The organism is Pseudomonadota bacterium, assembly GCA_037200975.1.
In the GTDB taxonomy this organism is placed as follows: Bacteria; Pseudomonadota; Gammaproteobacteria; order Steroidobacterales; family Steroidobacteraceae; genus CADEED01.
The window spans coordinates 1,767,957-1,781,196 of sequence record JBBCGI010000001.1; the positions used below are offsets into that span (position 1 = coordinate 1,767,957).

Below are 13,240 nucleotides of genomic sequence, written 5' to 3' on the forward strand. Positions count from 1 at the left end.
CGCAGACAGGCCTCAAGCGCTCTTTGAGCGCGGTGGCTCACGGATGCATCGCCTTTTCGAGGCGTGCCTCGCGGCGCATGGGTGTCGCGGCGACGGGCACGTGTTGCGCCATGTATTCGAAGATGTCGTCGAGAGCCAGGATACCCGCGAGACGCCCGCGGTCGTCGATGACCGGCACGCGCCGTACGCCGCCGCTGCGCATGCGTTGCAGCGCATCTTCCAGCGAGGCGCTCGCCCACACCACCACCGGAAGGCGGGTCATGACGTCGTCGACCATCAGACTGCGCGGATCCGTATCGCGCGCGATCACATTGGTGACGATGTCGCGATCGGTCAGCATGCCGATGGGCTTTTCGCCGCCGCTCGCGCCCGCCTCCACCACGACCAGGCAACCCACATTTCTCTCGCGCATCATCCGCGCGGCAGTGGCTAGATCCTCATGCCGGCGCACGGTGACCACGTGACGCTGGCAGAGCTCGTAGGCGTTCATCTCGACTCCCCTTTTCCAACGCATGAAAAAATTTCAGCCTGCGTTCAATAAGACGGCGCATATTCAACATTATCAATAGGGATAATTGCGCATGTCCCTGTTCCTGAAAGCGATGCTCATCGTCGCTGCGGAAGATTCGCTCATACAAACCCCGAGGAGACGCAACGATGGCACGCGAAAAAACTCCACCAACCGTGACGATCAAGAAGCGCGCCCCGCGCAAGACCGCGGCAGGCGTCGTGCCCGCGGCAAAAAAGGCCAAATCCCCGAATGCTCCCGCCAGTTTCGTCGGGCCCGGGCAGCGCGCGGCCTTGATCGCGAAGGCCGCTTACTACCGCGCTGAGAAGCGCGGCTTCGCGCCGGGCCACGAAACGGAAGACTGGCTCGCCGCCGAGGCCGAGGTCGACGCGAAGCTCATGCGCAGCGCCGCGGACCTCAACTAACCAGTTACCCGCTTCACCGCCGGCTCGCGCAAGGAGTATCTTCGCGCGGCATGACCGCGCCGACACCCGACGTACTCGCCCTCCTCGAGGCGACGTTCGATGCGGTCGTGATCATGGACGATCGTGGCCGCATTCAGGCCTACAACGCCTCGGCCGAGGCGATGTTCGGCTATCGGGCCGCCGATGCGATCGGCCGCAACGTCAGCATGCTGATGACCACGACCGACCGGCTGCAGCACGACGACCACCTCAAGCGTCATCTGGCCGACGGCCAGACCAGGATCCTCGGCAGGGGTCGAGACGTGTGGGTCCGGCATCGCGATGGCACCGAATTCTCCGTCTTCCTCAGTGTCGGCCGCATTCCCCATTCCGATCCGCCGCAGTTCGTCGGCTTCCTGCATGACACGCACCTGCGCCGCAAGGCGCTCGCGACGCTCGATCGCGAGCGCCAGCTCAACCGGCTGTATCTCGATCTGGCCCAGGTAATGCTCGTCGCCACCGATCGCGGCGGCATCATGCAGCTGGTCAATCAGCGCGCCTTTCGGGTACTGAAGAGAACCGGCGCCGAAATCATGAATCGCAACTGGATCGATACATGCGTGGCGCCGGACGATCGCGCGCTGGCGCGCGCGGCGCTTCGGGCGTTGCTGATGAGCGCAAACGATGAGCCCCAGAGCTTCGAGTATCACGTGCGCGCTTCCGACGGCGAACATCGGCTGATCACCTGGCGCGGCGTCGCGCTGCACGATTCCGACGGCATCGCGACCGGCATCATGCTTTCGGGTGAGGACATCACCGACCAGCGGCACGCGGAAAGCGAAGCGCACAAGGCGCTGGAACGCATGAACAGCGTTTCGCGCCTGGCGACCATGGGCGAAATGGCGGCCGGCATCTCCCACGAACTCAACCAGCCGCTCGCCGCCATCGCCAACTACTCGCAGGCGTGCACCCGGCTTTTGCGCATGCCTGCGCCCGACATGCCGGAGGTGGCGGAGGCGATCGAACAGATTTCCCTGCAGGCGTTGCGCGCCGGCGAGATCATCCGCCGCATCCGTTCGCTGGTGCGCAATGAGGACGTACGCCGCGAAACGCAGGACATCAACGACCTGATACGCGAGGTGCACGCGTTGCTGGCGAGCGACGCACGTGTGCACGACGGACGCCTGGCGCTCGACCTGTCGCAGTCGCTGCCGAAAGTGACGGTGGATGGGGTACAAATCCAGCAGGTGCTCATGAATCTCGTGCACAACGCATTCGAGGCACAGGGGTACGAGGCGAATCACACCGTTTCCGGAACCAACGCGTTCGAAGTGCTCATCACGACGCGCCTCACCAACGGGGGCGATGTCGAGGTCTCGGTCAGCGATCTCGGGCCTGGTCTCGCGGGCGATGTCGCGCAGAAGATCTTCGAACCGTTTTTCACGACCAAGGCGACCGGCACTGGCCTCGGGCTCGCCATCAGCCGTTCCATCATCAAGTCGCACGACGCACGGCTGGACTATCGCGCCAACCAGCCGCGAGGCGCCTGCTTCTTTTTCGTCCTTCCGGCGCACCAGGAGTCCCCGCGATGAAAGAACTTCCGCAAACCGTATTCGTGGTGGATGACGACGACGCGGTCCGCAATTCGCTGCGGCTGTTGCTGAAGTCGGCGGGCCTGTCCGCCGAGGTGGCACCCTCGGCGCAGGACTTCCTGTCTAACTACGACACCGCGCAGCCCGGCTGCCTGGTGCTGGACGTACGCATGCCCGGCATGAGCGGGCTCGAGATGCAACACGAGCTCAACGTGCGTGGTGCGACCATCCCGGTGATCTTCATCACCGGGCACGGCGACATACCGATGGCCGTCGAGGCGATGCAACACGGCGCCTTCGATTTCCTGCAGAAACCATTCCGCGACCAGGAGCTGCTCGACCGGGTGCAGCGCGCACTGCAGCGCGACACGGAATATCGCGCGCGCCTCAGGCAAACCGACCGGATCCGCGACCGGCTGGCGTCGCTCAGCCCGCGCGAACGCGAAGTGCTCGATCTCGTGACGCGGGGCAAGGCAAACAAGATGGTGGCCGGAGACCTGGGCGTGAGCCAGCGCACCGTGGAAATACATCGCGCGCACGTCATGCAAAAAATGGAAGCCGGTTCGCTGGCCGAGCTGGTGCGCATGATGATGGCTGTGGCGCCGCCGCAATAAGGTCGCGTGCCCGACACACGAGAAAATACGTATTCAACAGCCGCCGGCGGGGTGCAAAACTTCGCGCCCGATGGTCGAGCCGGATGACAAAGACAGCGCCAAAGCACACGACGGCCGGGACCGCGTGCGCACCATCATTGTTGCCGGACAATCCTCACAACGCACACGTGAAGTGCTGCGTGCACTGCGCGGGTTCACCAATGTCGTCTGGCCTGCTTCGCTCGAGTCGGCGCTGGCGCAGGCCGGCTCCGCCGATGCCGGCTGCCTCGTGATTGCGGACGACCTGCGTGAAGAACGGGTCGGCGAGTTCCTGCAGGAGGCGCGCGAATTGCAACGCAACCTGCCGATTTTCGTGATCACCGATCCCGACGATGTGGCCGAAGCAGTCGCCGCGATGCGGCGCGGCGCCACTGCGGTGATCGAGATTCCGCCTTCGTACGCTGTCCTCTGTCAGAAAGTGTCGCGCGCGGTGCAATGATCGCGTCGCAGCACGGACATTAAATTTCCATAACGTTCCGCGCCGATCAGAACTTCGCGCCGTAGGAGTCGTCCGTATTGACGGGCGATGCGCGCGCGCAAAGACTCGTCCGACAGATTGGTCGCACAAACGCCCCGCGGAGCGTGTCATGTCTGCCCAACTCGCTGCCATCCTGCCGCTCCAACTGCCGACGCCCGCCGCTCGCGGACTGATCCTGCACGTGGAGGACGACGAGGATTTGCGCCGCTCCACCGCGCTGCTGATGCGTATCGCCGGATTCGAGACGCGCGAGGCGGCGTCCGCCATGCAGGCCCTCGCGCAGGTGGAATCGTTGCGCGGCCGCCTCGACGTGCTGATCGTCGACTACCACCTGGGTGACGGCATGACCGGCACGGAAGTGGCCGAGGAATTCGCCAGGTTGTTAGGCCATGCGGTGCCGACGATCATCCTGACGGGAGATCCGGCCAACGCCGAGGTGCCGTGGCTGTCGGAGGCGCCGGTGTGGCTGGCGCGCAAGCCGCTCGACCCGGAACTCTTCCTCGCGGCCCTGCCGCCGCTGGTGGCATTCCGGCGCGCCATCGCGGCCGTGACGCCACCAGGCGAGCGGCAGTTCAATTACGCTTCGCGTACAGAGGCAACACGCGCGGCAGATTCTTCTGAATATCCTTGATGCGCTCTTTCGGAGCCGGGTGGGTGCTGAGGAATTTGGGCGTTCCGGAAGCCTCCGCGGCGCTCATCTTGTTCCACAGCGAGATGGCGGCGTTCGGGTCGTAGCCGGCGCGCGCCATCAGTTCGAGCCCGATGTCGTCCGCCTCGGATTCCTGTTCGCGGCTGAACGGCAGCTGGAAAGTGACCTCGGCCACCATGTTGGCCATGTTCGCGGTCGCGTCGCTCACGCCCGCGACCGCCGCGGCGCCCGACAACACCAGCTGTTGAGCGTACGCACGCGACACCCTTTCGCGCGTGTGTTCGCGCAGCGCGTGTGCGATTTCATGTCCGAGCACGGTGGCGATCTCGGCATCGGACAGATCGAGCTGATCGATGAGCCCGGAATAAACCATGATGCGTCCGCCCGGCATGCAATAGGCGTTGAGCTCCTTGGTCTTCTGCAGATTGAACTGCCAGTTCCACGCCGTGGCGTCTTTGCGAAATGCCGGCGTCACCGCCACCAGGCGTCTGGAGATCGTGGTCACGCGTGCGAGCTGCGCCTGATCCGTGTTGAGCACGCCTTTTTCGCGCGCAGCCTTGAGTTCCGCCGCATACGCCTCGGCGGCGCCCTGCTCCACGGTTTCGGTCGACACGAGCATCTGCTGTTTGCGATCGACGCCCACGGCGCCGGCGTTCGTGGTCCGCACGGTTTCGCAACCGCTGGCGAGCAGCAGCGCGCCGGTCGCCGCAACGATGAACAGCCTGGTTCTCATGAAGGTAATGTCGTCGCTTGCGCCGCCACCCGATAGCGGATTCCGGGCGCGTGCATAGTTAGGAGTTCTGCGCGTCTTGTATAAGCTCATTCCTACTGCCAGCCTCATCCGCGGCGAGGCCCGGAAAGCGTGACCCAATGCGCGGGACATGGCGCCGGGACCGGGGAACTGCGCCCGGTGTCATTATTTCCATGTATTCGACCAGGGTTTACCGCTCACGAAAGTGTCGCGTGAATCACACAAGCGCCCTTTGACTTAGTTCCTAGGGGTCCCATGTCTTTTTTGTTTTTGCGAGGAAATACAACCCTTTCGTCATTGACACACACTCAAGGTTGCTACCGGTGTCATTTTTGTGGGATAAAGCGCTCCGGCGGCGCCCAAGCGGCGGCGGCCGACGCAGAATTTCAACTGTTTCGCATGAGCCATTTCGGTTTCATGTCTGGAGGGGTCCGAGATGTCCGATTCGAAAAAAAAATCCGGGGCAGCCATTGAGCTGTTCCGCGTCGGCAGTGTAATCACTGCCACCACCCTGCTGAGCTTCGCCACCGGCGCGGCCGCGCAGGATGCAACGCCCGGCAACGCCGCCCAAGACACTGAATCCGTCGAAGAGGTGGTCGTCACGGGGTTCCGCGCGAGTCTGAACGCCGCGCTCGACGCCAAACAGGCGCAGGTCGGCTCGATCGACATGATCGTCGCCGAAGATATCGCCGATTTCCCCGATCTGAACCTGGCCGAGTCGCTGCAACGCGTACCCGGCGTGGTCATCGCGCGTGACGCCGGCGAAGGCCGCCAGATCTCCGTGCGCGGCCTGGGTCCTCAGTTCACGCGCGTGCGCATCAACGGCATCGAAGCCATGAGCGCCAACGGCAGCACCGACGCGTCGGGCGGCACGAACCGCGCCCGCGCCTTCGACTTCAATACGTTCGCCTCCGAGCTGTTCAACAACATCACGGTGCGCAAGACCGCGTCGGCCGACACCGAAGAAGGTTCGCTCGGCGCCACGGTCGACCTGCGCACGGGCCGCCCGTTCGACTACGACGGTCTGACGATCGCCGGTTCCCTGCAGGCCGGTTACAACGACCTGAACAGCCAGACGGATCCGCGCGCTGCGTTCCTCATCAGCAATACGTTCGCGGACGGCAAGTTCGGCGCGTTGCTTTCGGTCGCGTACAGCGACCGCCAGCTCGCGGACGAAGGCACGAGCACGGTGCGCTGGGCGCCCGGCGCCGGCTTCGGCCCGCTCGACCCGACCTACACCGGCACGGCGACGCTGGCCGAGATCAACGCCGCCTACCGCCCGCGTATTCCGCGCTACGACAAATACGAGCACGACCAGCAGCGTCTCGGCGTGACCGCCGGCCTGCAGTTCGCGCCGAGCGAGAGCACGACTTTCAGCCTGGATGCGATGTTCGCCAAGTTCGATGCCAAGCGCGACGAGATCTTCCTCGAGTCCCCGGTGTTCAGCACCACGGGCGCGACGGCCCTCGGCGACGTGAATCCGGTCAACGTCGAGATCCGGCAGGACGGCAGCAACGGCACGTCCACCATGGTCTACGGCGAGTTCAACGACGTCGATATCCGCTCGGAAGCGCGTCACGACGAGCTGACCACGAAGTTCACGCAGGTGACCCTCGAAGGCAAACACGCCTTCAGCGACACGCTGAAACTGAACGGCCTCGTGGGCTTCGCGGAAGCGAACCACGACAACCCGATCCAGACCACGCTGCTGTTCGATGCGAACAACGTCGACGGATACATCTACGACTATCGTGACGACAGCCGCAAGCCTTACTTCTCGTACGGTACGGCCGACGTCAACAATCCCGCGACGTGGTCGCTGAGCCAGATCCGCCTGCGCCCGCAGAGCACGATCAACAGCTTCCAGACGGCGTCGTTCGACGTTGAATGGACGGCGTCCGATTCGTGGACGTTGAAGGCCGGTCCGCAGTGGAAGAACTACGTCTACAAGTCGACCGAACTGCGCCGCTCCAACGGCACCACCGCGAACCTCGAGACCAACATCGTTGCGGCCATGGGCGTGCCGATCTCGGACTACAGCACCATCACCCACTTCGGTAACGGACTCGATCTGCCCGCCGGCAGCGTCACGAGCTGGCTCACCCCGGACCTGATCGCCGCCGCGAGCGCCCTCGATCTGTACAACCAGTCGGTGTACACGATGGGTATCCAGCCGGCCCTCGGCAACAACAACGAAGTCGAGGAAACCGACACGGGTGCCTTCGTGCAGGGCGACTTCAAGTACGAGCTCGGCTCGCACACGCTGCGCGGCAACGTCGGCGTCCGCTACGTGCAGACCGACCAGACCTCGAGCGGCTATACGTTCTCGAGCGGGGTGCCGCTGTTGATCAGCGTCGACCGCGACTACTCGGACGTGCTGCCCTCGATGAACCTGGTGTTCGACTTCACCGATTCGCTGCTGCTGCGATTCGGCGCGTCGAAGGTCATGACACGCGCGAACCTCGGCCAGCTGAATCCTGGCGCCTCGGTGAGCGTGTCCGGCAACTCGCGCGGCGTCACCGCCGGTAACCCCGACCTCAAGCCGTTCCGCGCCAAGGCCTATGATCTCGGCCTCGAGTGGTACTTCGCTCCGGAAGCTCTGTTGTCCGCGGCGATCTTCTACAAGGACATCGACACCTTCGTGCAGACGATCCGGGAAAGCCGTCCGTTCACGGACAACCCGCTCGGTCTGCCGGACAGCGTGGCGATCGCGGCTTGCGGTGCGACCATCGGTTGCGACCCGAGCGTGAACTGGGACTTCAACCTGCCGGCGAACACGCCCGGCGGCGACCTGAAGGGCTTCGAAATCAGCTACCAGCAGCCGTTCACCTTCCTGCCCGGTGTCTGGAGCAACTTCGGCGCGATCTTCAACTACACGGGTGTGGAATCCGAAGTCGACTACCTGAACTCGGCCGGCGCGGTGCTGGTCTCGACGGACCTCACCGGTCTTTCGAAGAAGGCCTACAACGCCACCCTGTACTTCGACAACAAGAAGTTCAGCGCGCGCGTCTCGGCGGCCTATCGTTCGGATTACCTGACGACGGTGCCCGGTCGCGACAACAACGACGTGGAAGGTACGGCCGAAACGCTGAACATCGACTTCTCGTCCTCGTACGTGATCAACGACCACTTCACGGTTTCGCTCGAGGGACTGAACCTCACCGACGAAGTGCAGGACCAGTGGGTGGATTCGTCCGCCGACCGGCCGTCGTACTACCACCATCAGGGCCGCATCTACTTCCTGGGTGCGCGCTTCAAGTTCTGACGCTTACTAGTTAGACCTCGAAACTGGAGGGGACAGATCGAAAGATCTGTCCCCTTTTTTCATGGGCGGCCATAATCGGCGCCATGAAATTGCCTCCGCAACGCCGACGGATCATGCTCGCGGTCATCATGATCATGGCTCCCATCGCCGCAATGGCCGCACCCGTACCCACCGCCGAACCCGGCGGCGCCACCATCGCGTTGTGGCCGGGCGGCACGCCGGGCGCCGGCAATGTCACCGCGAAAGAGGCGCTCATCGACCGTTCACCGGAAGGACCGCTGCGCGATCGATTCGCGGAACACGTCACGACTCCGATGCTCACGTTGTTTCCCGCCAAGGGCACGCCCAACGGCATCACGCTGCTGATCGTGCCCGGCGGAGGCTACGTGCGCGTGGTGATCGACAAGGAGGGATTCGAAGCCGCGGAGTGGTTCAGTGCGCGCGGCTTTTCTTGCGCGGTGTTGCGTTATCGAATGCCGGGCGATGGCTGGGCATCGGGACCCGATGCGCCCGTGCACGACGCGCTGCGCGCGATCCGCGTGCTGCGTGGCCAGCCGTTGCAGGCCGGGCAATCGCGGCCGCGCATCGGCGTCATGGGTTTCTCGGCCGGCGGCCACCTGGTGGCGAGGCTCATCACCGAACCGAAACTTTCCTACCAGCGCCGCGACGCCGCGGACGATCTGTCCGCACGGCCGGACTTCGCGGTATTGATGTATCCGGTCATCGCGACCGCTGGTGCAGCTGCGCACGCCGGCTCGGTCGCGCAGCTGCTCGCAGGCGGCGTGCGGGAATCCGAGCTGGCGCGCTACTCGCCGGACCGCAACGTCACGGCCGACACGCCGCCCACGCTGCTGGTGCACGCGGGCGACGACACCAGCGTGCCGGTCGAGAATTCGCTGCTCATGTACGCGGCATTGAAAAAGGCTGGCGTGCGCAGCGAGCTGCACGTCTTCGATGAGGGCGGGCACGGTTTTGGATTACGCGCCGTCGCGGGCAAGGACGTCGCGGCCTGGCCGACCTTGGTCGAGAACTGGGCACGCCATGTCGCGCAGTAAACTTACGGCCGGCGCGGGCGTGGATCTGCAACGTCGCCGCTTGTTAGGTGCTGGCGCCGCGGCGGCCGGCGCACTGACGCTCGCGCCGTTGGCGCGCGCCGCGGGGAAATCGGTCGTGGTGCGCACCGCCGCCGGACGGGTGCGCGGTCTCGTCGACGCGGACTTGCAGGTGTTCCGCGGCATTCGCTACGGCGCCGATACCGCCGCGCGCCGATTCCAGCCGCCTCTGCCACCGGCGCCGTGGCGCGGCGTGCTGGATGCGGTGGGATACGGGCCGGCGAGCCCGCAAAGCGGTCCGGAGCCGAATCAATCCGAGGATTGCCTGTTCCTCAACGTGTTCGCGCCGCTCGCGCGGAGCGCGAAGCCGCGGCCGGTCATCGTGTACATCCACGGCGGCGGGTATTCGGGCGGCTCGGGGTCGAGCCCGCTGTACGACGGCTCCACGTTGTGCCGGCGTGGCGACGTGGTCGTGGTCACGCTCAATCACCGGTTGAACCTGTTCGGCTATCTGTACCTGCCCGGTTTTCCCGATTCAGGAAACGCCGGAATGCTCGACCTGGTGCTGGCGCTGCAATGGGTGCGCAACAACATCGGCGTGTTCGGCGGCGATCCGGAGTGCGTCACGTTGTTAGGCCAGTCCGGCGGCGGTGCCAAGATCGCGACTCTCATGGCCATGCCGGCCGCCGCGGGGCTGTTTCACCGCGCGGCCACGATGAGCGGGCAGCAATTGACCGCGTCGGGTCCGTTACATGCGGCCGGCCGCGCGCGAGTGCTGCTGGACAAACTGGGCGTTTCGGTCGAACGCGCCGGCGACCTTGCCGCGCTGCCGGTCGCGGACTTGCAGCGCGCTCACGCGGCCAGCGTGGATCCGTACATCGGTCGCGGCAGCGTGTACATGGGGCCGGTGCTCGACGAACGTTCGCTCACGCGCCACCCTTTCTATCCAGACGCGCCGGCCCAATCGGCCCGCGTGCCGATGATGATCGGCAATACACACGACGAGACCCGCTCACTCATCGGCCGCGGCGATCCGGCGTCATGGACGCTGAGCTGGGAAACACTACCGCAGCGGCTGGAAGCCGAGTTGCGCGTCGATATCTCGGGTGCGCTGGTCGTGGAAACTTATCGCGCGCTGTATCCGCAGTATTCCCCGACCGACGTGTTCTTCTCGGCGACCACGGCGGGCCGTTCGTGGCGCGCGGCCATAGTCGAGGCGGAATTGCGCGCGGCGCAGGGCTCACCGGCATTCGCCTATCAACTCGACTGGGGCTCGCCGCAGGACGGCGGCAAATGGGGCGCGTTCCACACGCTCGATATTCCGCTGATGTTCGGCACGTTGACCGCGCCGGAATCGCTGACGGGCGACGGCGACGCGGCGCGCCGCGTGTCGGCGACCATGCAGCAGGCGTTGCTGGCGTTCGCGCGCGGCGGAGATCCCAACTACCCGGGCCTGGCGCGATGGGAGCCGTATACGCTGCCGCGGCGCCAGACCATGGTGTTCAACGTCGAGTCGCGGCTGGTGGACGATCCGCGCGGCGCCGAGCGCCGCCTCTTCGAGAAAGTGCCGTTCATCCAGCAGGGAACCTGACGGTGCCGGGTGGGGAAAGTGGGGAAAGCGGCTTTCCCCACTTTCCCCACCCGGCACCATCTTCTTATCTCGGCGTCATGTCTTCGAGGTTCCACTTGGCGGGATCGAAGGGCTGCACTGTCAGCTCCTGCTTGGGATAGCCGCCCCATGCGGACTGGCTGTCGATGATGAAGCCGCGGCCTTCGATGGTGTCGGCGACCACGCGGGCATCTTCATGGTCCCGATCCCAGTTGCGCGCGCCGGCGTTCTTGACCACGTAATCCTGCACCGCCCGCGCCGGCATCGGGGTAACGCCGAGCAGCATCGGAACCGGCAGCTTGAGGATCTTGATCGGCGCCGTGGTGTACGTGCCGCGCATCGGCAGTGGCGAGCCCCACAGATCCACCGCGATATTGTCGCGCTCATACAGCGCGAGATCGCCCGATCCGCCGACCGTCACCAGCGGCAGCCCCGCAACCGTCGACTGGCCACCGCGCAGCACGTTGCCGATGACCGTCATCTCGCCGGTCTGGTAAGGATGGTCGCCCCACTCCTCGGCGATGAGGTTGTAGTGGATCGCGCGCTGGCCCGGATCGTAGATGAGGTTGTTGATGATGGCGCCGCGCACCCCGCCCTTGAACAACGGGCTGCGCTCCTTGTCGTGCGCGTACAGGTTATCGACGATCAGGATGTCGGAGACATTGTCGTGGATCAGCGAGCCCTTGGAATGTTCGCCCTTGATGTGCACCGACGTCGCCAGCCCCTCGGCAATGATGTTGTTGCTGAAGGTGATCCGGTGCGACGTGCCCTCGCGCCATTCCGCCGGCGTGTCGCCGGTAAAACGCGGGCCGGAAGCCGAGAGATTTTCATCGGTCGCCCAGGTGAGCGTGCAGTGGTCGACGATCACGTCGTACGCGCCGCCGAGCGTCGAGATCGCGTCATAGTCGTTGCCGGACAGCCGCGCGCGGCCGCCATCCCCGGGCCTTACACGGATGTGCCGGACCACCACGTCGTGTGTGGCGATGTCGATGCCGCCGCGAATCAGCGTGATACCCGGCGCCGGCGCGGTCTGTCCGGCGATAGTTAGATTGGGCGCGGTGATGCGGACGGTGTTTTCGGCCAGGTCGATCACACCGCCCACTTCGAATACCACGATGCGTGGCCCGACTTTTTGTACAGCCTCCAGGAACGAACCAGGGCCCGCCGGAGCGAGGGTCGTGACCTTGACGATTTCACCGCCCCGCCCACCCGGTGTCGTCGCTGCGGCGCCCATGGCGCCCGGAAAAGCGAGTCGCGGCTGTGCGGCAGTTGCCAGGTGTGTAAAAAGTAAAGCCGTCAGCAGAACAGAGCGATTTGACATGCATGTCCCCTCGAAACATTGAAAATGACACCGGTTTCCCTATATAACACTGCCCGTCAGCGTTGCGACATTAAGAAGGGCTCACATTGGTCTCCGTTGTTACCGACCTTGCGTTCGACGCCAAAGGGATGGCTGCCGAATTCGTCAAGGCACGCCGTTCGGCCGGCTCGTTCTCGAAATATCCGGGTCCCATGCCACAGGATCTGGATTCCGCTTATCGATGCCAGGACGAGGCGATCTCGCTCTGGCACGACACGGTGGCCGGCTGGAAAGTCGGCTGGATTCCCGAACCGCTGAGTCAGAAGTTTGGCGCGCAGCGGCTCGTCGGGCCGATATTCACGCGCAGCATCTTGCGTTCCGACGGAGTCGACTCCGTCGACGTGCCGGTGTTTGCCAATGGTTTCGCGGCCATCGAGGCTGAGTTTGTCTTTGAATTGTCCAAAGATGCTCCGGCGAATGTCTCGGAGTGGACAATCGAGACAGCCCAGCGCTTCGTGAAGACGATGTTCATTGGCATCGAGATCGCGAGCAGTCCGCTGGCGAACATCAATGACTACGGTCCGGCCGTGGTGGCCAGCGATTTCGGCAACAACGCGGGGCTGTTGCTCGGCGTCGAGGTGGCCGATTGGCAAAGCCGCAGTCTCGAATCCTTGCACTGCGAAACGCGCATCGACGGCGCCGTGATTGGCCGGGGCACCGCAGCCGGCGTGAGCGGCGGGCCCCTGGCCTCGCTGGTTTTCGCCTTGCGCTGCAATGCGCGCCGCGGCCGCGCCCTGCGCGCGGGTGAATATGTTTCCACCGGTGCAGTGACCGGGGTCCATTCGGTCCGCGCCGGACAGTCGGCCGAGGCGACGTTTTCCGGCCTCGGCAGCCTGCGTTGCCGGACGGTACCCATGGCGCCGGTCGCGCCGGACTGATTGTTAGGCGACATGTCTGCCCGCGGGACGTGCCCTTACGT

At 64.7% G+C, this 13,240-nt stretch carries 12 protein-coding genes; 9 read left to right on the forward strand and 3 right to left on the reverse strand.

Annotation, left to right across the window (positions count from 1 at the left end):
• Positions 1–37: 37 nt before the first annotated feature.
• Positions 38–490, reverse strand: coding sequence for a CBS domain-containing protein (locus WDO72_07860; GenBank protein MEJ0085580.1), 453 nt, complete (start codon positions 488–490; stop codon positions 38–40).
• 167 nt (positions 491–657) lie between these two features.
• Between WDO72_07860 and WDO72_07865 the strand changes: the two genes are divergently transcribed.
• The 5 genes from WDO72_07865 to WDO72_07885 all read left to right on the forward strand — a co-directional run bounded on the left by WDO72_07865 (position 658) and on the right by WDO72_07885 (position 4,266).
• Positions 658–933, forward strand: a complete 276-nt coding sequence (locus tag WDO72_07865; GenBank protein MEJ0085581.1) for a DUF2934 domain-containing protein — start codon at positions 658–660, stop codon at positions 931–933.
• A gap of 50 nt (positions 934–983) precedes the next feature.
• Positions 984–2,504 (forward strand): PAS domain S-box protein, encoded by a 1,521-nt coding sequence (locus WDO72_07870; GenBank protein ID MEJ0085582.1) that lies wholly within the window; start codon positions 984–986, stop codon positions 2,502–2,504.
• Entirely contained in the window at positions 2,501–3,118 is a 618-nt protein-coding gene (locus WDO72_07875) for a response regulator (GenBank protein ID MEJ0085583.1), read from the forward strand. Before WDO72_07870 ends, WDO72_07875 begins: the two co-directional genes overlap by 4 nt.
• A 70-nt stretch (positions 3,119–3,188) precedes the next feature.
• Positions 3,189–3,596, forward strand: coding sequence for a hypothetical protein (locus WDO72_07880; protein ID MEJ0085584.1), 408 nt, complete (start codon positions 3,189–3,191; stop codon positions 3,594–3,596).
• 148 nt (positions 3,597–3,744) lie between these two features.
• Positions 3,745–4,266, forward strand: coding sequence for a response regulator (locus WDO72_07885; protein MEJ0085585.1), 522 nt, complete (start codon positions 3,745–3,747; stop codon positions 4,264–4,266).
• Here the strand turns inward: WDO72_07885 and WDO72_07890 are convergent.
• Positions 4,208–5,017 carry a M48 family metallopeptidase gene (locus tag WDO72_07890; protein MEJ0085586.1) on the reverse strand — a complete coding sequence of 270 codons (810 nt, stop codon included), beginning with the start codon at positions 5,015–5,017 and terminating at the stop codon, positions 4,208–4,210. The genes WDO72_07885 and WDO72_07890 overlap by 59 nt on opposite strands.
• 454 nt (positions 5,018–5,471) lie before the next feature.
• Here WDO72_07890 and WDO72_07895 point away from each other — a divergent pair, with 454 nt between their 5' ends.
• The 3 genes from WDO72_07895 to WDO72_07905 all read left to right on the forward strand — a co-directional run bounded on the left by WDO72_07895 (position 5,472) and on the right by WDO72_07905 (position 10,943).
• Positions 5,472–8,300 (forward strand): TonB-dependent receptor, encoded by a 2,829-nt coding sequence (locus tag WDO72_07895; GenBank protein MEJ0085587.1) that lies wholly within the window; start codon positions 5,472–5,474, stop codon positions 8,298–8,300.
• 83 nt (positions 8,301–8,383) lie between these two features.
• Positions 8,384–9,355, forward strand: a complete 972-nt coding sequence (locus WDO72_07900; GenBank protein MEJ0085588.1) for an alpha/beta hydrolase — start codon at positions 8,384–8,386, stop codon at positions 9,353–9,355.
• The gene (locus tag WDO72_07905; protein ID MEJ0085589.1) at positions 9,342–10,943 is read left to right on the forward strand and encodes a carboxylesterase/lipase family protein; all 1,602 of its coding nucleotides are present in this window, start codon (positions 9,342–9,344) and stop codon (positions 10,941–10,943) included. The genes WDO72_07900 and WDO72_07905 overlap by 14 nt, the downstream gene beginning before the upstream one ends.
• Positions 10,944–11,007: 64 nt before the next feature.
• On the opposite strand, the gene WDO72_07910 is transcribed toward WDO72_07905, so the two are convergent.
• A complete protein-coding gene (locus WDO72_07910) occupies positions 11,008–12,282 on the reverse strand; it encodes a pectate lyase (protein ID MEJ0085590.1) in 1,275 nt (424 codons plus the stop codon).
• 128 nt (positions 12,283–12,410) lie between these two features.
• Between WDO72_07910 and WDO72_07915 the strand changes: the two genes are divergently transcribed.
• Complete coding sequence (locus WDO72_07915) at positions 12,411–13,199, forward strand: 2-keto-4-pentenoate hydratase (GenBank protein MEJ0085591.1); 789 nt, start codon at positions 12,411–12,413, stop codon at positions 13,197–13,199.
• The last annotated feature ends 41 nt before the right edge of the window (positions 13,200–13,240 follow it).